Source organism: Pelomonas nitida, from assembly GCF_043555975.1.
Taxonomy (GTDB): domain Bacteria; phylum Pseudomonadota; class Gammaproteobacteria; order Burkholderiales; family Burkholderiaceae_C; genus Pelomonas; species Pelomonas nitida.
In genome coordinates, this window is record NZ_JBIGIA010000027.1 from 13,164 (window position 1) to 34,642 (window position 21,479).

The window sequence follows — 21,479 nt, forward strand, 5'->3', positions numbered from 1 at the left end:
TGCAGGCACAGCAAGTCCACAGGACTTGCCGTGTCCGGCCTCAGCCCCCGAGGGGATGCGGGCCGGCTTGGGGGCGGCCCGGCGCTCGGCCCGCCGCGTCTTCCTGCAGAAGCCGCTCATGCCTTGCTCCCGAGGTCTTGCGTCACCTTGACGAAGCTGTCCAGCTTGGCGCGTGCGGCGCCGCTGTCCAGCGCCGCGCGGGCGCGGCCCACGCCGTCGGCGATGCTGGCGGCGACGTTGGCCGCGTACAGCGTGGCGCCGGCGTTCAGCAGCACGATGTCGCGCGCCGGGCCGCTGTGCCCGTCCAGCACGCCCAGCAGCATCTGGCGCGACTGCTCGGGGCCTTCGACCTTTAGGCTGCGGTTGCTGGCCATCTGGAAGCCGAAGTCTTCGGGATGGATCTCGTACTCACGCACGGCGCCGTCCTTGAGTTCGCCCACCAGCGTCGTCGCGCCCAGGGAGATCTCGTCCATGCCGTCCTTGCCGTAGACCACCAGCGCGTGCTCGGCGCCCAGGCGTTGCAGCACGCGCACCTGGATGCCGACGAGGTCGGGGTGGAACACGCCCATCAGGATGTTGGGCGCGCCGGCCGGGTTGGTCAGCGGGCCCAGGATGTTGAAGATGGTGCGCACGCCCAGCTCCTTGCGCACCGGCGCGATGTTCTTCATCGCGGGGTGGTGGTTGGGCGCGAACATGAAGCCGATGTCGCACTCGGCGACCGAGGCGGCCACCTGGCGCGGCGTCAGCTGGATGTTGGCGCCCAGCGCTTCCAGCACGTCGGCACTGCCGGTCTTGCTGCTCACGCTGCGGTTGCCGTGCTTGGCCACCTGCGCGCCGGCCGCCGCGGCCACGAACATCGAGCAGGTCGAGATGTTGAAGCTGTGCGCGCCGTCGCCGCCGGTGCCGACCACATCGACGAGATGGGGCTGCGGCGCCAGCGGCACCTTGTTGGAGAGTTCGCGCATCACCTGCGCGGCGGCGGTGATCTCGCCGATGGTTTCCTTCTTCACGCGCAGGCCGGTCAGCAGCGCGGCGGCGATGACGGGCGACATCTCGCCGGCCATGATGCGGCGCATCAGCGTCAGCATCTCGTCGTGGAAGATCTCGCGATGCTCGATGACGCGGGTCAGGGCTTCGGTGTCGGTGATCGGCATGGCTCAGCTCTTGTTGAAAAAGTCCGCCGCGACGGCGATCGCGTGCTCGATGCCTTCGGCATCCACGTCGAGGTGGGTCACGAAGCGCAGGCCGATGAGGCCGGTGGCCAGCACGCCGTGCGCCTTCAGGTGCGCCAGCAGCGCCGGGGTGCGGCCATCGCTGACTTGCGCGAAGACGATATTGGTCTGCGGTGGCGTGACCGTGACACCCGGCAGCGCGGCCAGGCCTTCGGCGAGGCGCCGGGCCAGCCGGTGGTCGTCGGCCAGGCGGTCGACGTGGTGGGTGAGCGCGTGGTCGGCGGCTGCCGCCAGCAGCCCCACCTGGCGCAGCCCGCCCCCCACCATCTTGCGCACGCGCAGCGCCCGCTGGATCAGCTCGCGCGAGCCCACCAGCATGGAGCCGATGGGTGCGCCCAGCCCCTTGCTGAAGCAGATGGAGACGGAGTCGAAGTCCCGCGCCAGTTCGGCCGCCGGGCGGCCGGAGGCGACCGCGGCGTTGAACAGCCGGGCGCCGTCCAGATGTGTGGCCAGGCCGCGCGAGTGGGCCAGCGCGCAGGCCTCGGCCACGTAGCTGGCCGGCAGCACCTGGCCGCTCCAGGTGTTCTCCAGCGCCAGCAGGCGGGTGCGCGCGAAGTGCGGGTCGTCGGGCTTGATGGCGCCGGCGATGTCGTCCAGCTTGATGGTGCCGTCGGGCTGGTTGGGCAGCGGCTGGGGCTGGATGCTGCCCAGCACGGCGGCACCGCCGCCTTCGTAGCGGTAGGTGTGGGCCAGCTGGCCGACGATGTACTCATCGCCGCGGCCGCAGTGGGCCAGCAGGCCGCACAGGTTGCTCTGCGTGCCGCTGGCCATGAAGAGCGCGGCTTCCTTGCCCAGCAGGGCGGCCACGCGTTCCTGCAGCGCGTTGACGGTCGGGTCGTCACCGAAGACGTCGTCGCCGACCACGGCGCGGGCGATGGCCTCGCGCATGGCGGCGGTGGGTTGGGTGACCGTGTCGCTGCGCAGGTCGACCACGGCAAGGCCTGTCTGGGCGCTGGACGGCAAGGGCGCGTAGTCAGTCATTGCAGCGGGCTCTCAGATGGGGTGCGCAGGCCGAGCGCCGGGCCGCCCCAAGCCGGCCCGCGGGCGATGTGCGCGCGGCTCGATGCCGCGTGCATCGCCGTCCCCGCGGGGGACCGACTGGGCTTGCCGGCGCTCAGCCGGGCGAGACCGGGCGAGGGGCTCATTTCAGCTCCAGGAAGTTGCGCAGCATCGCGTGGCCGTGCTCGCTGAGGATGGACTCGGGGTGGAACTGCACGCCCTCCATCGGCGTGGCCGTGCCGGCCAGCTCGCGGTGGCGCACGCCCATGATCTCGCCGTCCTCGCTGCGCGACGTGATCTCCAGCACCGCCGGGCAGGTCGCTTCCTCGATGACGAGGGAGTGGTAGCGGATGACGGAGAAGTCCCGGGGCAGGCCCGTGTAGACGCCGCGCTGGTCGGTCGTGATGGTGCTGGCCTTGCCGTGCATCTGGCGCTGCGCGCGGATGATCTTGCCGCCCAGCGCCTGGCCCATGGACTGATGGCCCAGGCACACGCCCAGCAACGGCTTCTTGCCGAGGAAATGCTGGATGGCCTCCACGCACACCCCCGCTTCGTTGGGCGTGCAGGGGCCGGGCGAGAAGACGATGTGGTCCGGGTTCAGCGCGGCCATCTCGGCCACCGTGATCTCGTCGTTGCGCGCCACCTTCACGTCGGCGCCCAGTTCACCGAAGTACTGGACGATGTTGAACGTGAAGCTGTCGTAGTTGTCGATCATCAAGAGCATGTCAGGCCTCCCGCCGGGCCGTCCCAAGGGAGGCCAGCCCCCGTGGGGGGCAGTGAACGAAGTGAACGTGGGGGCGCATCAGAACCCCTCCTCGACGAGTTCAGCGGCGCGCAGCAGGGCGCGGGCCTTGGCTTCAGTCTCTTGCCATTCCAGTTCGGGGACGGAGTCCGCCACGATGCCCGCCGCCGCCTGCACGTACAGCATGCCGTTCTTGACGATGCCGGTGCGGATGGCGATGGCCAGGTCCATGTCGCCGGCAAAGCTGAGGTAGCCGCAGGCGCCGCCGTAGATGCCGCGCTGCACGGGCTCCAGTTCGTCGATCAGCTCCATCGCTCGCACCTTGGGCGCGCCGCTGAGCGTGCCGGCCGGGAAGGTGGCCTTCAGCACGTCCAGCTGACCGACCTCGGGCCGCAGCGTGCCCTCGACGTTAGAGACGATGTGCATGACGTGCGAGTAGCGCTCCACGTCGAAGGCCTGTGTGACCTGGACGCTGCCCGTGCGCGCGATGCGGCCGATGTCGTTGCGCGCCAGGTCGATCAGCATCAGGTGCTCGGCGCGCTCCTTGGGGTCGGCCTTGAGCTCGACTTCGAGCTGCTGGTCGCGCTCGGGCGTGCTGCCACGTGGGCGGGTGCCGGCCAGCGGGCGGATCGTGACCTTGCGCGAGCCGTCGCCGCCATGCTCCTCGCGCACCAGGATCTCGGGGCTGGCGCCGACGACCTGGAAGTCGCCGAAGTCGTAGAAGTACATGTAGGGGCTGGGGTTCAGCGCCCGCAGCGCCCGGTACAGCGAGATGGGCTCGGCCTTGTAGGGCTTGGCCAGGCGCTGGCCGATGACGACCTGCATCAGGTCGCCGGCGGCGATGTATTCCTTGGCGCGCTCCACGGCGGCCATCAGCTCGGCCTTGGAGAACTCGCGCTGCACGGCGTGCGACTCGCTGCGCGGCACACGCGGCACGCTGACGGAGTAGGTCAGTTTGTCGCGCAGCGCGCTGAGGCGCTTGGTGGCGCGGAAATACGCCTCGGGCTGACGCGGGTCAGCCCAGACGATGAGGTAGAGCCGGCCCGACAGGTTGTCGATGACCGCGACCTCCTCGGTCAGCAGCAGCAGGATGTCGGGCGTGCCGAGGCCGCCGTCCTTGCGGGTCTTGGCCAGGCGCTTCTCGATGGCGCGCACCGCCTCGTAGCCGAAGTAGCCGGCCAGGCCGCCGCAAAAGCGCGGCAGGCCGGCCGGGATCTTGGGCTTGATGCGCTCCTGGTAGGCGGCGATGAAGTCCAGCGGGTTGGCATCCACCGACTCGACGACGACGCCGTCGGTGACGACCTCGCACAGCGTGCCGGTCGCGCGGATCAGCGTGCGGGCCGGCAGGCCGATGAACGAGTAGCGCCCGAAGCGCTCGCCGCCAACCACCGACTCCAGCAGGAAGCTGTTGCGGCCAGGGCCGGCGCCGGCACAGAGCTTGAGGTAGAGGGACAGCGGGGTTTCGAGATCCGCAAAGGCCTCGCTGATCAGCGGGATGCGGTTGTAGCCTTCGGCGGCCAGGCTCTGGAATTCGATTTCGGTGATCACGTCGTCAAACCTTGAAAGGGCGATTTCAGGGCTTGGCGTGCCACCCGGCGAACAGCGGGCAACGCGTAGGAGTGCGCGTCAGGGCGCGCCAAGCGGCATCAGGCGGAGAATGACCAGCGACGCCAGGGCCAGGCTCCCCGGTCGCTCGACCCCGTGATGTGCTTGCGCGTGATGAACATGATCGGTTCAGTGTATCAGCGGGGTCAGGGCCGTGTCGGGCCATACTCCGGCAAACGTAAACGCCGCCATCGCGGCATAACAATGGAGTGAGACATGCGCGTATTTCTTGCCGCGGGCCTGCTGGTCGCCGCGGTTTTCGGGGGCGGCGACGCCAAGGCGCAGGCCATCGAAGTGGCCAATGTGCGGTATGAGTCGTCGGTCGATCTGGCCGGGCAGAAGCTGCAGCTCAACGGGGCGGGCATTCGCTACAAGTTCGTCGTCAAGGTCTACACGGCCGGGCTGTACCTGACGCAGCACGCCGGCACGACGCAGGACGCCCTGGCCGCGCCGGGCCCCAAGCGCATCGAGATCCACATGCTGCGCGACATCGATGGCAACGAGCTGGGCAAGCTGTTCACGAAGGGCATGGAAGACAACGCCACGCCGGGCGAGTTCGCGAAGTGCATCAACGGGGTTCTGAAGCTGGGCGAGGTGTTCGCCAACCGCAAGAAGCTCAGTTCGGGGGATGCCTTCTCCGTCGACTACGTCCCCGGTGTCGGTTCGGCGCTGCTCGTCAATGGCAAGAGCGTGCTGACCGAACCCATCAAGGAGCCCGAGTTCTTCTCGGCCTTGCTGCGCATCTGGCTGGGCAACAAGCCGGCCGACGATGGCCTGAAAGACGCCCTGCTGGGCATCAAGCGGGGCGCGCCGCGCCGTTGAGGCGGATGGCGTCCAGCCGGCCCACATGCTGCTGGGCCGGCACGGCGCGGATGTCCTCGCCGTGGTTGTAGCCATAGGTCACCAGCACCAGCGGGCAACCGGCGGCCCGGGCGGCTTCGGCATCGTTGCGCGAGTCGCCCACCATCCACGTCGCTGACGGCGGCGTGCCGAGGGCCTCGCAGGTCTTCAGCAGCGGCAGCGGATCGGGCTTCTTGCGCTCGAAGCTGTCGCCGCCAAACACATGCGTGAAAAACCCGTCCAGCCCCTTGAGGCGCAGCAACTCGCGCGCCGGGGCGACGGGCTTGTTCGTCAGCACGGCCAGCGGCAAGCCTTGCGCCTGCAGCAGGGCCAGGCCCTCGACGACGCCGGGATACACGGCCACGTGCTTGCCGTTCACCGCCGCGTAGTGCTGCTGGTAGCGCGCCCAGGCCCGGTCGAACAGCGCGGGATCGCCGCCCACATGAGCCAGCGTCTGGCGCACGAGGTGCTCGCCGCCACGGCCGATGGTGTGCTCGACGAACTCGCGGCCCACGGCTGGCAGCGAGAAGTCGGCCAGCGTCAGGCCCAGCACGGCGACGAAGTCACCCAGCGTGTCCACGAGGGTGCCGTCGAGATCGAGGATCAGCGCGCGTGGTGCGGCAGGGGTCGAGTGAATAGCGCTCAAAAGTCAGAAACAGAGTTCAAGAAATCTGCCCGCATCGTCCCACCCCGCCGCGAACAGGGTTCAAACATCAGCAAGGGCGTCTGACGAATCGTAGGTCCCCCGGGGATCTGCGCACCGTTCATGTCGGCGCCGTTGGCAGGCAAATCGAGCGGAACGGCAGGTCGGTGGCCATGGCAGCACCAGGCTGGGTGCTGCCGTTCTCGATGGCCCTCGCCGCTGGCAGCTATCGACCCATGTGCGACATTCTCGTCGCCTGATCCGACACCTCAAAGCGGACGCTGCCAGCCCGCTGGAATCAGTTGGCCGAATGCACGATTCCCAAGCCGTTTGCGAGCGCATCTGCAACGACGGCTTTGCAAGCCTGCTCGTCTTCGATCAGCAGAAATCGCTTCGTCACTGTGTTGATGAGACTGTGCCGAACCTCTTGAGCCGGTCGAACTTCCACCTTCAATCCCACCGACTCGCACTTCAGGCGCAGTTTCCTGGCCACCGAACTCTCGTGCACGCCCAGAGAGAACGTGCGTAAGCCCCTCAGTTGCTTTAGAACATCTGAAGCAGGCAAAGCCTTGAGGGACGCACACACCGACCGGAGCGCCTTGACTTCGTTGAGAGTCGGCCCATGGACGGCGAACGCGACCGATACTTCTGCCTCATCTCGCGTGTGCTCCAGCACGGCCCAACCAGGCTCGGTGCCATCCCAAAGGTAGTTGTGTTTGGAGGGCGCGCTCATATGCATTACGGGCAATCAGACTTCAATTTGCAACCGCTTGCGGCAGCGAGTTCAAATTCATATCGGCCTGAAAGACATCAGGCCGAGTTCATCGAGCAGATGATCTGGCACGAATCCAAGCTGACACGTTGAACACCAAAAGCCATTGACGAAGTCAGAACCTAGATCGCCGACGGCCGCTGCATCGACATAGGCCAGGCCCTTCGGCAATGCATGCTGCTTTCGGACAACAGTTGCATCCTATCGGCACCGGGGACAAACAATCCTCGGTACCGCTGCGGCAAGCCCTTCCTGATGCTCGGTCAAGGTTGCGGCCCGGCCGGTGGCTTGCAACCAAACGTCTTTGGCTTCAGCAACCGAAAGTCCGAAAACTTCGCGGACAGCCTTGATGGCCGCTAGCGGATCGCGCGTCTCGTCATACACCTCTCGGAAGAGCTTGTGCGGTGTAGATGCCATTCGAATAGGCTACCTGAAAGCCGCCCGTCGCGACCGACCGCTCCTGGCCGGCAGCTGTCTTCCACACTGTGCCGGCTGATCGGAAGCACCCGCTGCAGACCTGCCGTCCGTCCGGCGATGGCGGCTCCAGGCGGGTCAGGCTCATTCGGGCTCGACGAGCCGAGCGGCCGTTTCCATCAGCGCCGCCCATTCGACCGGTGTCGCCGCTTGTGGCCGAACGCATGGCCCAGAGGGCCGCGCCAAAAGGCGGGCGAGCCGGCGGTCAGGCGCGCTCGAAATCGTGCAGCAAGCTCTTCACCTTGGTGGTGATGATGTCCACCGCCGGGCCATTGGCGCCGTGCGGCAGGATCACGTCGGCGTTGCGCTTGGTGGGTTCGATGAACTGCTTGTGCATGGGGCGCACGGTGTCCAGGTATTGCTGCACCACCGACTCGGTGTTGCGGCCACGCTCCGAGATGTCGCGCTGCAGGCGCCGGATGAAGCGCACGTCGGAGGCCGTGTCCACATAGATCTTCAGCGACATCATGTTGCGCAGCTTCGTGTCGTAGAGCGCGAACAGGCCCTCGACGACGATGACTGGGGCGGGCTTCACGGCGATGGTGTCGCTGGAGCGGTTGTCGGCCGCGAAGTCGTACACCGGCATGGCGATGGCCTCGCCCTTGCGCAGCGCGGCCAGGTGTTGCGTCATCAGCGGCCAGTCAAAGGCGTCGGGATGGTCGTAGTTCTGCTTGCGCCGGTCTTCGGGCGCCATGTGGGACTGATCGCGGTAGTAGTCGTCCTGCATCACGACCGCTACTTTCTCGGGCCCGATGGCCGCCAGCACCTGGCGTGTCACCGTTGATTTGCCGCTGCCGCTGCCTCCCGCAACACCGATGACGAAAGGCTTATGAGAGGACTTGGGCATGAGGTAGCGGGGCAGGCAGCGAAAAGGCCTGCCAATTGAGACGGGAACGGGTGAATTATCGGTGGCCCCGGGCGGGCTCCGGGGATGGCGCGGGCCGAGCGCCGCCCTGGGGCAGCGCTCGACGGGCGGCGCCGCGCCGCGAAGGCGCGTGCGTCAGGGCTTCAGAACGCCGTCAGCCTTGAACATCGCCTTGATGCCCCGCACCGCCTGGCGGATGCGGTTCTCGTTCTCGATGAGGGCGAAGCGCACATGGCCGTCGCCGTGGTCGCCGAAGCCGATGCCGGGCGACACGCAGACCTTGGCCTTTTCCAGCAGCTGGCGCGCGAATTCCAGCGAGCCGAGTTCCCGGTACGGCTCGGGGATGCGTGCCCAGATGTACATGCTCGCTTTGGGGCAGTCGACCTGCCAGCCGGCTTCGATGAGGCCTTTGTGGAGCACGTCGCGGCGGCGCTGGTAGCTGGCGGCGATGTCTTTCACGCACTGCTGGTCGCCTTCGAGTGCGGCGATGGCCGCGACCTGCAGCGGCGTGAAGGTGCCGTAGTCGTGATAGCTCTTGATGCGAGCGAGTGCGGCGACGAGGTCGGGGTTGCCGACCATGAAGCCCACGCGCCAGCCGGCCATGTTGTAGCTCTTGCTGAGGGTGAAGAACTCGACCGCCACGTCCTTGGCGCCCGGCACCTGCATGATGCTGGGGGCCACGTAGCCGTCGTAGACGATATCGGCGTAGGCGAGGTCGTGTACGACGAGGATGTCGTGCTTCTTGGCCAGGGCCACGACGCGTTCGAAGAAGCCCAGGTCCACGCACTGCGCCGTCGGGTTGGACGGGAAGCCGAACACCATCATCTTGGGCTTGGGGTAGCTGCCGCGGATGGTGCGCTCCAGCTCGGCGAAGAAGTCCACCTCGCTCGACACCGGAATGGCGCGGATGTCGGCCCCGGCGATGACGGCGCCGTAGATGTGGATGGGGTAGCTGGGGTCGGGCACCAGCACGGTGTCGCCGCGGTCCAGCGTGGCCAGCATCAGGTGGGCCAGGCCTTCTTTCGAGCCGATGGTGACGATGGCTTCGCTGTCGGGGTCGATGTCAACGCCGTAGCGGCGCTGATACCAGTGCGAGATGGCGCGGCGCAGGCGCGGGATGCCTTTGCTGGCGGAGTAGCCGTGCGTGTCGGGCCGCTGCGCGACCTCGGCGAGCTTGGCGACGATGTGCGGCGGCGTGGCCCCGTCGGGGTTGCCCATGCTCATGTCGATGATGTCTTCGCCACGGCGGCGGGCGGCGAGCTTGAGCTCGGCCGTGATGTTGAAGACGTAGGGCGGGAGGCGGTCGATGCGCGCGAAGCGGCGCTTGCCGCCGGAAGCGGAAGACGAAGAGGTCATTGGCTGTGTACGTGAGCGCCCGGAACCGTCCGAGCGACGTGGGCGGCGTGGCGCCGCGCCGGGGCTGAGTCTAGTCCAGCGAATCAGTGAAATTGGTGGTGCGTGAGCCCCTGGCCAGCCGCAATCAAGGCGCAAGCGCGCAGGCGTGTAGGCACCCGGCAAGCGCGTGCAACGCGGAGTGCGGCTGGCCAGGGACTCACCCTTCGGGCAGGGGGCAGGCCGGGCCGGCCGCGTCGTTGCAGCGCTTGCCAAGGCGGCCAGCCTTGGCTGCGCGCTGCGCCTTGCCGCCAGCCCGGCCAGCCCCCTGCGCACCACCGATTTCACTGATTCGCTGGACTAGCCCATGGCGCGGGGTTCCTAGAATGAGGCCAATGACCGCATCCGCCGCCCCCGTCGTCTGCATTGGCGGCTTCAATGTCGACCGCAAGCTGCGCCTGCTGGCGCAGGCCTTGCCAGGCTCGTCCAACCCCTGCGAGGCGCATGAGACGCCAGGCGGCGTCGTGCGCAACGTGGCCGAGAACCTGGCCCGGCTGGGCTTGCCGGTGGCGCTGATCGCGGCCGTCGGCGACGACGCCGGTGGCCGCATGCTGCTGGAGCAGGCGGCCCGCGTGGGCATCGGCACCGAGGCGGTGCTGCGCCAGCGCCGGCAGGTGTCGGACAGCTACACGGCCGTGCTGTCGGCCGACGGCGAGCTGCATCTGGGGCTTGCGGCCATGCCGCTGGTCGAGCGGCTGGACGCCTGGACGCTGGCGCCGAGCAAGGCGATGCGGCGCGGCGCGGCGCTGGTGGTGGCAGACGGCAACCTGTCGCAGGACGTCTGGCCGCTGCTGCTGGACGAGGCCCGAGCGGGCGGCCCGCCGCTGGTGGTGGTGGCGGTGTCCGAGGCCAAGATGGCGCGCCTGCCGCACGATCTTGCGGGGCTGCACCTGCTGATCCTGAATGCCGGCGAGCTGTCCACGGTGGCGGCCGAGCCTGGCGAGGCGCTGGCACGGCTGCATGGCCGTGGCGTGGGTTGCGTCCTGGTGTCTCAGGGCGGTGAAGGCCTGCTGCTGAGCCAGCCCGGCCGCGAGCCGCGTCGCTGGGCGGCGCCGCCGGTCAAGGTGGTCGACGTGACCGGCGCGGGCGACGCGCTGTCCGCCGGCGTCTGCGCCGGGCTGTTGCGCGACCCGCAGGACTTCGACGCCGCCGCACGGCTGGGCCTGGACCTCGCGGCGCTGACGCTGCAGACCGAAGACAGCGTGCACCCTCAACTGACCCCCGACTTCCTTTCGAACCGATGACCGACCTGATCCAGCTCTCGCCCGAAGTCGCCGCAGCCCGTGCGGCCGGCAAGCCCGTCGTGGCGCTCGAATCCACCATCATTGCCCACGGCATGCCCTGGCCGCAGAACCTGGAGACGGCCCGCGAGGTGGAAGACGTCATCCGCGCCGAGGGCGCGGTGCCGGCCACCATCGCCGTCATCGACGGCCGCATCCGCGTGGGCCTGACGAACGAGGAGCTGCAGCAGCTCGCGCAGGCGCCCGATGCGATGAAGCTCAGCCGCCGCGATCTGCCCTACGCCATCGCCACCGGGCGCCTGGGCGCCACGACCGTGGCCGCGACGATGATCTGCGCCCAGCTGGCCGGCATCGAGGTCTTCGTGACCGGCGGCATCGGCGGCGTGCACCGTGGCGGGCACGAGAGCTTCGACATCTCGGCCGACCTGCAGGAGCTGGCGCGCACGCCGGTGGCGGTGGTGTGCGCGGGCGCCAAGTCCATCCTGGACCTGGGCCTGACGCTGGAATATCTCGAGACCCACGGCGTGCCGGTGCTGTCCATCGGCCAGGACAACTTCGCCGCGTTCTTCACGCCCGACAGCGGCCTGCGCGCCGACTTCCGCCTGGACGACGCCGACAGCCAGGCGCGCTTCATCCGCGCGAAATGGGCGCTGGGGCTGGGCGGCGGCGTGGTCGTCAGCAACCCGGTGCCTGCCGCGCACGCCATGCCGCGCGCCGAGATCGACGCGATCACGGCGCAAGCCCTGGCCGAGGCCGACCAGCAGGGCATCCACGGCAAGGCCATCACGCCCTTCCTGCTGGCGCGCATCAAGGCACTGACCGGCGGCCGCAGCCTCGCCACCAACATCGCGCTGGTGAAGAACAACGCCGTGGCGGGCGCCCGGCTCGCACGCGCGCTGCAGGGCGGGCGCTGAGGCTCAGCCGGGGCTGAGCGCCCCATCGCGCAAGTTCGCGCGCACGCTCATGTGGTGAGACGGCGGGGCCTGGGGGGCCACGCCGGCGCCACTGCGGGCGGTTCACACCCAAATCGGCCGAGTTCGTCGCACGGGCGTGGGGGCGGCAACCAGCGAGCAAAACAGCGCGGTTAAGCTGGTCTGTTTTTCTGGTCAACCCCTATTACTTTCAGCAGGCGTGCATGCGAGCGAGCTCTTCCCTGTTTCTTGGTGGCCTGACGCTGGCCCTGCTGGCCGGTTGCGGGCGCGGCGGTGAGGCCGGCGCGTCCGGCGGCGCCACGGCGCCTGCGGCGCAGAACGTCAGCGTCGTGCAGGTGAAGCAGGCGGACGTGCCCATCACCGTCGACGCCAGCGGCACCGTCACCGCGCTGCAGAGCGTGGACCTGCGCGCGCAGACCACCTCGACCGTGGCGCAGGTGCTGGTGAAGGACGGCCAGAACGTGAAGAAGGGCGAGCTGCTGTTCCGCTTCGACGACCGCGCCGACCGGGCCGCGCTGGACAAGGCGCGGGCACAGCTGGCGCGCGACCGCGCGGCGCTGGCCGACCTGGAGCGCCAGCTCAGCCGCGCCCGTGAACTCGTGGCGCAGAACTTCGTGTCGCGCAGTGCGCTGGACACCGCCCAATCCAATCTCGACGGCGGTCAGGCTCTCGTGCGCAGCGACGAAGCCGCCGTGCAGGCCGCGCAGGTCACGCTGGGCTACAACGAGCTGCGCGCGCCCATCAGCGGCCGCGCCGGCATCGTCGGCGTCTTTCCGGGCAGCCTGGTGCAGGCCAGCGCGACGGCGACGCCGCTGGTCAACATCGCCCAGCTCGACCCCATCGCCGTGAGCTTCACGGTGCCCGAGAACCAGCTCGGCGCGCTGCTGGCCGCCACGCGGGCCGGCGCGCTGGAGGTGCAGGCGCTGCCGTCGGCCGGCGCGGCGCGCGGGGCGCCGGTGGTGAAGGGCCGCGTGACGGCCGTGGACAACCTCGTCGACTCGACCACCGGCACCATCCGCGTGAAGGCCGAGTTCGACAACCAGGCCCAGTCGTTGTGGCCGGGCCAGTTCCTGCGCGTGCGCGTCACGCTGCGCACGCTGCAGGGCGTGACGGTGGTGCCGCAGGCCGCGCTCATCATGCGCGGCAACGAGCGCTCGGTCTACGTCGTCGGGCCCGACAACACGGCCAAGCTCGTGCCGGTGCAACTGCGCCAGGCCATGGGCGAGCAGGCCGTGGTGGAGGGGCTGGACGCGACGGCCCAGGTCGTCACCGATGGCAAGCAGAACCTGCGGCCCGGCACGCCGCTGCGCATCCAGGTGGCCGGCGCGGCCGCCAAGACGGCGTCGGGGGCGGGCAAATGAGGAGGACCTGGCCCCCGCTCTGCGCCGATGCCGCCGCCCACGGAGGCCGGGCATGAGGCTGACCGAGTTGTTCATCCGGCGGCCGGTCATGACCGTGCTGCTGAACCTGTCGCTGGTCATCGCCGGCCTGGCGGCGTGGAGCAAGATTCCCGTCGCCGCGCTGCCGTCGTACAACACGCCCATCATCAACGTGGGCGCCTCGCTGCCGGGCGCGTCGCCCGAGACGATGGCCTCGTCCGTCGCGCTGCCGCTGGAGAAGCAGTTCTCAACAATAGCCGGCCTGCAGACCATCTCGTCGACGAACACGCTGGGCAACACCTCGCTGACGCTGGAGTTCGACCCCTCGCGCGACATCGACGCCGCCGCCGTCGACGTGCAGGCGGCGCTGTTCCGCTCGCTGCGCGCGCTGCCGGCGGAGATGACCTCGCCGCCCAACTACCGCAAGGTCAACCCGGCCGACGCGCCGGTGCTGATGGTGGCGCTGACCTCGCCGTCCATCGACCTCACCGAGCTGAACGACTACGCCGAGAACCTGCTGTCGCCGGGGCTGTCGACCATCGACGGCGTGGCCCAGGTGTCCATCTTTGGCCAGAAGCGCTACGCGGTGCGCATCAAGGTGCGCACCGACCTGCTGAACCAGCGCAACATCACGCTGTCGGAGTTGCAGGCGGCCGTGGCTGCGGCCAATGCCAACACGCCGGTGGGTGTGCTGGACGGCTCGCAGCAGACGCTGACCATCCAGGCCAACCGCCAGTTGCGCAATGCCGCCGAGTTCGGCCGCATCGTCGTCGCCTCGCGTGATGGCGCGCCCGTCTTCCTGCGCGAGGTGGCGGATGTGCAGGACAGCGTCGAGACCAGCAAGACCTACTCCACCTACCAGGGCGAGCGCTCCATCGTGCTGGCCATCCAGCGCCAGCCGGATGCGAACACCGTGCAGGTGGTGGACAAGGTCAAGGCGCTGCTGCCGCGCTATGCGGCGCAGATGCCGGCTTCCATCGAGATGCGCACGCTGAACGACCGCTCGGTGTCCATCCGCGAGTCGCTGCACGATGTCTACGTGACGCTCGCGCTGACCGTGGGCCTGGTGGTGCTGGTCATCTTCATCTTCCTGCGCCGCGCGGTGGCCACGCTGATCCCGACGGCCTCGCTGCCGATCTCGCTGATCGGCGCGCTGACCCTCTTGTTCGCGCTGGGCTACAGCCTCGACAACATCTCGCTGCTGGGCATCACGCTGGCCGTGGGCCTGGTGGTGGACGACGCCATCGTCATGCTGGAGAACATCGTGCGCCACGTCGAGGACGGCATGAAGCCTTTCGACGCGGCCGTGCGCGGCGCGCGCGAGATGGCGTTCACCATCCTGTCGATCTCGGTGTCGCTGGTGGCGGTGCTCATCCCCATCTTCTTCATGCCGGGCGTCATCGGCCTGCTGTTCCACGAGTTCGCCGTCGTCGTGGGCCTGTCCATCCTCGTGTCGGCCGTCGTGTCGCTCACACTCGTGCCCATGCTGTGCAGCCGGCTGCTGAAGGCCGACGAGCACCACGAGGACGGCCCGCTCGGCCGGCTGTTCGAGCGCGGCTTCTCGGCCACGCTGGGCGCCTACACCCGCTCGCTGGACCTGGCCCTGCGCCACCGCACCTGGGTGTTGGGCGTGGCGCTGCTGAGCTTCGTCGCGACGGTGTGGTTCTACACGACCATCCCCAAGGGCTTCTTCCCCGAGGAAGACATCGGCCAGATCCAGGCCAGCACAGAGTCGGCGGAGGACACCTCGTTCGCCGCCATGACGCTGCTGCAGGACCGCGTGGCGGCGATCGTGCGCAACGACCCCAACGTGGCGGCCGTCAGCTCGGCCGTCGGCGGCGGCCCGTCGGGCAGCGCCACCAACACGGGCCGCATGTTCATCAACCTGAAGGCGCGCGGCGAGCGCGAGCCCATGGCCAAGGTGCTGGAGGGCATGCGCAAGAAGCTGCGCGCCGTGCCCGGCATCCAGGTCTACCTGCGGCCGGTGCAGAACCTGCAGCTGGGCGGCCGGCAGAGCAAGAGCCGCTACCAGTACACGCTGCAGTCGGTGTCGGCCGGCGAGCTCAACACCTGGGCCGTCAAGCTGCAGGACAAGCTGCGCGGCGACGAGCGCTTCCGCGACATCACCAGCGACTCGCAGATGCGCGGCCTGCAGGCCAGCCTCATCATCGACCGCGAGCGCGCCGCGCTGCTGGGCGTGCAGATGCAGGATTTGCGCAACGCGCTGTACGGCGCGTTCGGCGAGCGCCAGGTGTCCAGCATCTATGCGGAGAGCAACACCTACCAGGTCATCATGGAGGCCGGCGACAGCGATCGCAGCAGCGAGGATGCGTTCGACAAGATCTACCTGCGCGGCAAGAACGGCGCGCAAGTGCCGCTGACGGCCTTCGCCACGGTGCAGCGCACGCTGGGCCCGACGGCGGTGAACCACCAGGGCCAGCTGCAGGCGGTCACGATCAGCTTCAACCTCGCGCCCAATGTGCCGCTGGGTGACGCCACGCAGCAGATCGCCGCCTTCACGCAGGAGCTGCAGCTGCCGCCCAGCATCATCACGAGCTATGGCGGCGACGCGGCGGTGTTCCAGGACTCGCAGGGCGGCCAGCTGCTGTTGATCGGCCTGGCGGTGGCGGTCATCTATGTGCTGCTGGGCGTGCTGTACGAGAGCTACATCCACCCGCTGACCATCCTGGCGGGCTTGCCGTCCGCGGCGGTGGGCGCGCTCGTCACGCTGCAGCTGTTCGGCATGGAGCTGACCATCATCGCCACCATCGGCATCGTCATGCTGATCGGCATCGTCAAGAAGAACGCGATCATGATGATCGACTTCGCGCTGGACGTGCAGCGCAGCCAGGGACTGGCGCCTAGCGAGGCCATCCGGCAGGCGGCCATCCTGCGCTTTCGGCCCATCATGATGACGACGCTGGCGGCGCTGATGGGCGCGCTGCCCATCGCGCTGGGGCTGGGAGCCGGGGCTGAATTGCGCCAGCCACTGGGCCTGGCCGTCGTCGGCGGGCTGATCCTGTCGCAGGCCGTGACGCTCTACATCACGCCGGTCATCTACCTGGCACTGGACCGCTTCAGCGGCAGCGGCCCCGACGTGCGCGAGGTGGCCGACTTCGCGAGCAAGTCGGCCTGATCAGGCGCGCTCGTGGCGGCCTTCGCGGGCCGCTTTGAGCAGGCCGGCCGCGGCACGCTCGAGCATGCCGATGACGGCGTCGAAGCCGGCCGCCGGGCCGAAGTAGGGGTCGGGCACGTCCTGGCCGGCCAGCTCGGGCACGAAGTCGGTCACGAGCCTGATGCGACCGTGCTGTTCGGGTGTGGCCAGACGCCGCAGCGCGACGACATGGTCCACCTCCATGGCCAGCGTGAGGTCGAACCGGGCCAGCAGGTCAGGGTCCACGCGGCGCGAGCGCCATTTGCGCTCCAGCGCGAGCTGGTGCCGGGCCAGTGCCGCCGCGGCGCGCGCGTCCACCGGGCCGCCGCGCGGGTCGGCATGCACGCCGGCCGAGGCGATGGTCTGGAACACCTCACCGAGCCTGGCCTTGAAGATGGCCTCGGCCATCGGCGAGCGGCAGATGTTGGCGGTGCAGACGAGCAGGACGGAGGCCATGGGAGGAACTCAATGGTGCGGGAGGAGCGCCGGGCCGCGCTCGAGCCGGCCCTTGGGCGAGCGGCTCACAGCGCGGCCAGCTCGGCGCGCATCGCGTCGATGACGGCGCGGTAATCGGGCTTGCCGAAGATGGCCGAGCCGGCGACGAAGGTGTCGGCGCCCGCGGCGGCGATCTCGCGGATGTTGTCCACCTTCACGCCGCCGTCGATCTCCAGGCGGATGTCGCGGCCGGAGCGGTCAATGATCTCGCGCGCCTGCTTGAGCTTGCGCAGCGCCGACGGGATGAAGCTCTGGCCGCCGAAGCCGGGGTTGACGCTCATCAGCAGCACCACGTCGACCTTGTCGATGACCCACTCCAGCACGTCCAGCGGCGTGGCCGGGTTGAACACCAGGCCCGCCTGCTTGCCTTCGCCCTTGATGAGCTGCAGCGTGCGGTCCACATGGGCGCTGGCTTCGGGGTGGAAGGTCACCACGTCGGCGCCCGCGCGGCAGAAGGCCTGGGCCAGGCTGTCCACCGGCTGCACCATCAGGTGCACGTCGATGACGGCGGGCGTGCCGTCGGGCTTGGCGGCATGCTTGCGCAGCGCCTCGCAGACCATGGGGCCGAACGTCAGGTTGGGCACGTAATGGTTGTCCATCACGTCGAAATGGATCCAGTCGGCGCCGGCGGCCAGCACGTGGCGCACCTCCTCGCCCAGGCGGGCGAAATCGGCGGACAGGAGGCTGGGGGCGATGCGGTAGTCAGGGGCGGCCATGGGCCGCGATTCTAGGTTCCCGGCCTCTGGAAGGCGTCCCGCGCCCGCTGCGCTTCCTGCCAGTGGTGGCAGCCGGGCTGGTGGTCGTTGATGAGGCCCATGGCCTGCATCAGCGCGTGCATGGTCGTCGGGCCGACGAACTTCCAGCCGCGCTTTTTCAGGTCCTTGGACAGCGCCTCGGACGGTGCCGATTGCGACAGGTTGTGCGCCACGGAGTTCTTCGGTGGTTCGAAGCGCCACAGATAGGCGGCCAGCGAGCCCTCGGTGGCGACCAGCTCCACGCAGCGCCCCGCGTTGTGGATGGCCGCCTCGATCTTGCCGCGGTGGCGGACGATGCCCGGGTCGGCCAGCAGCCGCAGCACGTCGGCCTCGGTGAAGCGGGCGACGCGGTGGTAGTCGAAGCCGGCGAAGGCGGCGCGGAAGGCCTCGCGCTTGTTCAGGATGGTCCGCCATGACAGCCCGCTCTGGAAGCCCTCCAGGCACAGCTTCTCGAACAGGCGGAACTCGTCGGCCACGGGGCGGCCCCATTCCTCGTCGTGATAGCGCAGGTAGGCAGCGTCGCCGGGGGCGGCGGCGCACCAGGCGCAGCGCGGCCGGCCGTCGGGGGGCAGGTACAGGGGTTTCATCGGTATTTGTCGATCAGCTGGCGCAGCGTGCCGTCGCGTTCAAGGCGGCGCAGCGCGTCGGTGAGTTTTTCTTCGAGCGACGCGGGCAGGCCGGCGCGCAGGGCCAGGTATTGCGGCTCTTCCTGAAAGATGGTGCCACCAAAGCGGAAGCCGCCGTGTTGCCGCGGGTCGTTCACATGGCGACGGAGCTGGAGGTCCTGGCCGTAGACGAAGTCAGCCCGCCCGATGCGCAGCATGTCCAGCGCCTCGCGCTCGCTGCCTACCTCGGCAAGGGCCACGCCTGCCGCGACGAGGGGGCGGGCCAGTGCCGTGCCGCGCATGATCAACACCGGCTTGCGGCGGCTGGTGGTGGCCAGGTCCTGCAGCGTGCGCACCTGGCGCGCGTCATCGGCACGCTGCACGACGACGTGCCGGATGACGTACAGCGGCACCGGCGCATAGCGCCAGTGCTTCTCGCGTTCGGGCGACTTCAACAGGCAGAAGAAGGCGTCGATGCGACCCTCGGCCAGCAGCCGCTCCACGCGCTTGAGCGGCACCTGTTCGTCCAGCCCCGTGAACGTCAGGCCGGGCGCGGCCTTGGCCACCGCCCGCAGGATCTCCATGCACAGCCCCGGCCTGTCGGGTGGGCCGCCGGCGTCGTACTTGACGGAGGCGCTGGCCTGCTGCACGGTGCGAACGTCCAGTGCCAGCACCGGAGTGGCCAGGCCCAGCCAGACCGCCAGCGCGCCGAGCCCGTATCTCGCCTGGGGTCTGTGCACCATCATGCGACGAGCATAGCGACAATCACCCCATGGCCAATCCTCGCTTCACCTGCAGCGTCTCGGTGCAAGCCCTGCCCGAGCAGACCCACCTCGAGCAAGGGCTGTACGCCTTCAGCTACACGATCACCATCGAGAACACCGGCGACGTGCTGTCGCAGCTCATCGGCCGGCATTGGGAAATCACCGATGCACGTGGCGAGGTGCAGGTGGTCGACGGGCTCGCCGTCGTCGGCCACCAACCCGTGTTGGCGCCGGGGCAGAGCTTCCAGTACAGCTCATGGGCGCAGATCGGCACGCCGCAGGGCACGATGCGCGGGCGCTTCCTGTGCGTGACCGAAGGCTGCGACATCTTCCATGCCGAGGTCGACGAGTTCCTGCTGGCCGACAGCGCCAGCCTGCATTGAGCCGCCATGCCGGGTCCGGCCTTGCAATTGCGTGCATCGGCATCAAGTGCCTGGGTTCAGCCCCCGGGGGAGCCACCCGGGCCGAGCGGGTGGACCGCCCGCGCTAGCGATGGACCGTTGAATTGAAGAAAAACGACTGGGACCTGACCGCGCTGCTGAACGCGGCCGATCCGCAGGCCTCGCTGGCCGAGCGCAACCTCTGGCTCGTGCGGCTGCTGGAGTGGCTGCGCCAGGCGCCGGGCGAGGAAACCGCCGCCGGCACGCCGCGCCCGCTGGTGCGGCTCAAGCACCTGCTCAACGTGCTGGAGCGGCATCCCGAGCATGCATGGGCCTTCGCGAACGTCATCGGCGGCGTGTGGAACGACGTGGATGCCGTTGCACTGTTCGCCGAGGTCGGCTTTGCGCCGCGCATGGCGCTGTGGCATGAGTTCCTCGGCCGCTTGCGCCGCCGCCTGCTGCCCGCCACCACCGACACGCGCGACCTCGCCGACCTCTTCGAGCTGCTGTTCGGCAGCGACGGCGACGAGGCCTGGATGGCCGCCATCGACGACGAGCTGCTGGGCCGGCTGGGCCTGCTGTTCCGCGCCACGCCTGATGACGGCTGGCGCGTCGAGGCCCGCGCCGCCATCACGGTCCTGGTGAGCAGCGTGCATGCTGCCGGGCTGGCGGGCCTGCTGCGCGCGCGCATGGACGCGCAAGCCGTGCAGGACAAGCCGTTCCACCAGCTGCCGGCCGCGTGGGAGGCCGTGGAGCGCCTGCTGCAGCGGCACGACACCGAAGGCCTGGCGCCGGCGCTGCACTACCTGCGCGCGCTGCTGGACCGCTGCCGCGCGGCTGCCTTGACGGTGCCGGAGCACCTGGAGGCGCACGGCGTCTCGGTCGACCTGATGTTCTCCATCGAGCAGCTGACCGCGCGCATGGACCGCATCGAGGCGCTGCTGGCCTGCCTGGTGTCGGCGCATCCGCAGCGCGAGCTGCTGCGGCTGGTGACGGGGCTGGTGCAAGTGGTGCACGAGCGGCGCAGCCTGCGCACGCTGTTCGCGCGCCATTACTCGCTGCTCGCCCGCAAGGTGGCCGAGCGCAGCGCCGAGACCGGCGAGCACTACATCACCCGCAATCGCGCCGAGTACCGCGACATGCTCTGGCGCGCGGCCGGTGGCGGGGCGGTCATCGCCGGCACCACCTTCCTGAAGTTCCTCATCGTGCTGGCGGGCTTCACGGCCTTCTGGGGCGGCTTCTGGGCCGGCGTGAACTACGCGCTCAGCTTCGTCGTCATCCACCTGCTGCACTGGACGGTGGCGACCAAGCAGCCGGCCATGACGGCGCCGGCCATGGCGCAGAAGCTGCAGCACATCGGCCGGGACGACGGCGTGGAGGGCTTCGTCGACGAGGTCACGCACCTCACGCGCTCGCAGGTGGCCGGGATCCTGGGCAACCTGGCGCTCGTCGCGCCGATCGTGCTGGCGGTGCAGGGCCTGTGCTGGGCGGCCTTCGGCGCGCCGCTGGTGGGCGTGAAGGAGGCGCAGTACGTGCTGCACTCCATGAGCCTGGCCGGCCCGTCGCTGCTGTTCGCCGCCTTCACGGGCACGCTGCTGTTCGCGGCCAGCCTGATCGCCGGGTGGGTGGAGAACTGGTTCGTGTTCCACCGGCTGGACAGCGCCATCGCCTGGAACCCGCGCATCGTCGCCACGCTGGGCCCGGCGCGTGCGCAGCGCTGGTCGCGCTGGTGGCGGGCCAATATCTCGGGGCTGGCGGCCAATGTCAGCCTGGGGCTGATGCTGGGGCTGGTGCCGGCGCTGGGCAGCTTCTTCGGGCTGGGCCTGGAGGTGCGGCACGTGACGCTGTCCACCGGCCAGCTCGCGGCCGCCGTCGGTGCGCTGGGTTATGGCGTCATGGCCACCTGGCCGTTCTGGTCGTGCGTGCTGTGCATCGCCGGCATCGGCGTGCTGAACGTGGGCGTCAGCTTCCTGTGCGCCTTCAAGGTCGCGATGCGCTCGCGCGGCATCCGCCTGGCCGACCGCCGCCGCGTCTACGCGGCCATCCGCAGCCGGCTGCGCCGCGAGCCGTTGAGCTTTCTCGTGCCGCCTCGCTGAATGCGCCAGCGGCGCGGCGCGTTGGGGCGCTGCCGCCGGCCGGCGTGGAGTTATTTCTCGCGGCGCTCGCCCTTGTCGCGGCCCGCGAACATGGTCCACCAGATGATGAAGACG

19 protein-coding genes are annotated in these 21,479 nt (G+C 69.2%); 7 read left to right on the forward strand and 12 right to left on the reverse strand.

Annotated features, from left to right (window positions below; genetic code table 11):
- Positions 1 to 116: 116 nt before the first annotated feature.
- The 4 genes from trpD to trpE form a co-directional block, all read right to left on the reverse strand.
- Positions 117 to 1,154: an anthranilate phosphoribosyltransferase gene (gene trpD / locus ACG00X_RS22785; RefSeq protein WP_394491907.1), complete on the reverse strand. Its 1,038-nt coding sequence runs from the start codon at positions 1,152 to 1,154 to the stop codon at positions 117 to 119.
- Between the two features lie 3 nt (positions 1,155 to 1,157).
- Positions 1,158 to 2,213, reverse strand: coding sequence for a low-specificity L-threonine aldolase (gene ltaE, locus ACG00X_RS22790; RefSeq protein ID WP_394491909.1), 1,056 nt, complete (start codon positions 2,211 to 2,213; stop codon positions 1,158 to 1,160).
- A 160-nt stretch (positions 2,214 to 2,373) separates the two neighbouring features.
- Positions 2,374 to 2,955 carry an anthranilate synthase component II gene (locus tag ACG00X_RS22795; protein ID WP_394491911.1) on the reverse strand — a complete coding sequence of 194 codons (582 nt, stop codon included), beginning with the start codon at positions 2,953 to 2,955 and terminating at the stop codon, positions 2,374 to 2,376.
- 78 nt (positions 2,956 to 3,033) lie between these two features.
- Positions 3,034 to 4,521, reverse strand: a complete 1,488-nt coding sequence (trpE, locus tag ACG00X_RS22800) for an anthranilate synthase component I (RefSeq protein ID WP_394491913.1) — start codon at positions 4,519 to 4,521, stop codon at positions 3,034 to 3,036.
- Between the two features lie 273 nt (positions 4,522 to 4,794).
- Between trpE and ACG00X_RS22805 the strand changes: the two genes are divergently transcribed.
- A complete protein-coding gene (locus ACG00X_RS22805; RefSeq protein WP_394491915.1) occupies positions 4,795 to 5,400 on the forward strand; it encodes a chalcone isomerase family protein in 606 nt (201 codons plus the stop codon).
- Here the strand turns inward: ACG00X_RS22805 and gph are convergent.
- The 4 genes from gph to alaC form a co-directional block, all read right to left on the reverse strand.
- Positions 5,375 to 6,064, reverse strand: a complete 690-nt coding sequence (gene gph, locus ACG00X_RS22810) for a phosphoglycolate phosphatase (RefSeq protein WP_394491917.1) — start codon at positions 6,062 to 6,064, stop codon at positions 5,375 to 5,377. The two genes, ACG00X_RS22805 and gph, sit on opposite strands and share 26 nt — an antisense overlap.
- Positions 6,065 to 6,359: 295 nt before the next feature.
- Positions 6,360 to 6,794, reverse strand: a complete 435-nt coding sequence (locus ACG00X_RS22815) for a hypothetical protein (protein WP_394491919.1) — start codon at positions 6,792 to 6,794, stop codon at positions 6,360 to 6,362.
- A 718-nt stretch (positions 6,795 to 7,512) separates the two neighbouring features.
- Positions 7,513 to 8,154: a uridine kinase gene (gene udk, locus ACG00X_RS22820; RefSeq protein ID WP_394491921.1), complete on the reverse strand. Its 642-nt coding sequence runs from the start codon at positions 8,152 to 8,154 to the stop codon at positions 7,513 to 7,515.
- A gap of 153 nt (positions 8,155 to 8,307) precedes the next feature.
- Entirely contained in the window at positions 8,308 to 9,528 is a 1,221-nt protein-coding gene (alaC, locus tag ACG00X_RS22825; protein WP_394491923.1) for an alanine transaminase, read from the reverse strand.
- 371 nt (positions 9,529 to 9,899) lie between these two features.
- Between alaC and ACG00X_RS22830 the strand changes: the two genes are divergently transcribed.
- The 4 genes from ACG00X_RS22830 to ACG00X_RS22845 all read left to right on the forward strand — a co-directional run bounded on the left by ACG00X_RS22830 (position 9,900) and on the right by ACG00X_RS22845 (position 16,252).
- Positions 9,900 to 10,808: a carbohydrate kinase family protein gene (locus ACG00X_RS22830; protein ID WP_394491925.1), complete on the forward strand. Its 909-nt coding sequence runs from the start codon at positions 9,900 to 9,902 to the stop codon at positions 10,806 to 10,808.
- Positions 10,805 to 11,719 carry a pseudouridine-5'-phosphate glycosidase gene (locus ACG00X_RS22835; RefSeq protein WP_394491927.1) on the forward strand — a complete coding sequence of 305 codons (915 nt, stop codon included), beginning with the start codon at positions 10,805 to 10,807 and terminating at the stop codon, positions 11,717 to 11,719. Before ACG00X_RS22830 ends, ACG00X_RS22835 begins: the two co-directional genes overlap by 4 nt.
- Before the next feature lie 221 nt (positions 11,720 to 11,940).
- Positions 11,941 to 13,098, forward strand: a complete 1,158-nt coding sequence (locus tag ACG00X_RS22840; RefSeq protein ID WP_394491929.1) for an efflux RND transporter periplasmic adaptor subunit — start codon at positions 11,941 to 11,943, stop codon at positions 13,096 to 13,098.
- 52 nt (positions 13,099 to 13,150) lie between these two features.
- A complete protein-coding gene (locus ACG00X_RS22845) occupies positions 13,151 to 16,252 on the forward strand; it encodes an efflux RND transporter permease subunit (protein WP_394491931.1) in 3,102 nt (1,033 codons plus the stop codon).
- On the opposite strand, the gene ACG00X_RS22850 is transcribed toward ACG00X_RS22845, so the two are convergent.
- From ACG00X_RS22850 to ACG00X_RS22865, 4 genes are all read right to left on the reverse strand, one after another.
- Positions 16,253 to 16,726 carry a low molecular weight protein-tyrosine-phosphatase gene (locus tag ACG00X_RS22850; RefSeq protein ID WP_394491933.1) on the reverse strand — a complete coding sequence of 158 codons (474 nt, stop codon included), beginning with the start codon at positions 16,724 to 16,726 and terminating at the stop codon, positions 16,253 to 16,255.
- Positions 16,727 to 16,791: 65 nt separating this feature from the next.
- On the reverse strand, positions 16,792 to 17,481 hold the full coding sequence (gene rpe, locus ACG00X_RS22855) for a ribulose-phosphate 3-epimerase (protein WP_394491935.1): 690 nt from the start codon (positions 17,479 to 17,481) through the stop codon (positions 16,792 to 16,794).
- Positions 17,482 to 17,492: 11 nt separating this feature from the next.
- The gene (locus tag ACG00X_RS22860; protein ID WP_394491937.1) at positions 17,493 to 18,107 is read right to left on the reverse strand and encodes a DNA-3-methyladenine glycosylase I; all 615 of its coding nucleotides are present in this window, start codon (positions 18,105 to 18,107) and stop codon (positions 17,493 to 17,495) included.
- Positions 18,104 to 18,868, reverse strand: a complete 765-nt coding sequence (locus ACG00X_RS22865; RefSeq protein ID WP_394491939.1) for a substrate-binding periplasmic protein — start codon at positions 18,866 to 18,868, stop codon at positions 18,104 to 18,106. The genes ACG00X_RS22860 and ACG00X_RS22865 overlap by 4 nt, the downstream gene beginning before the upstream one ends.
- Before the next feature lie 29 nt (positions 18,869 to 18,897).
- On the opposite strand from ACG00X_RS22865, the gene apaG reads away from it, so the two are divergent.
- Both apaG and ACG00X_RS22875 read left to right on the forward strand, forming a co-directional pair.
- Positions 18,898 to 19,272, forward strand: a complete 375-nt coding sequence (apaG, locus tag ACG00X_RS22870) for a Co2+/Mg2+ efflux protein ApaG (RefSeq protein WP_394491941.1) — start codon at positions 18,898 to 18,900, stop codon at positions 19,270 to 19,272.
- A gap of 122 nt (positions 19,273 to 19,394) precedes the next feature.
- On the forward strand, positions 19,395 to 21,365 hold the full coding sequence (locus tag ACG00X_RS22875) for a site-specific recombinase (protein WP_394491943.1): 1,971 nt from the start codon (positions 19,395 to 19,397) through the stop codon (positions 21,363 to 21,365).
- Positions 21,366 to 21,479 lie beyond the last annotated feature (114 nt).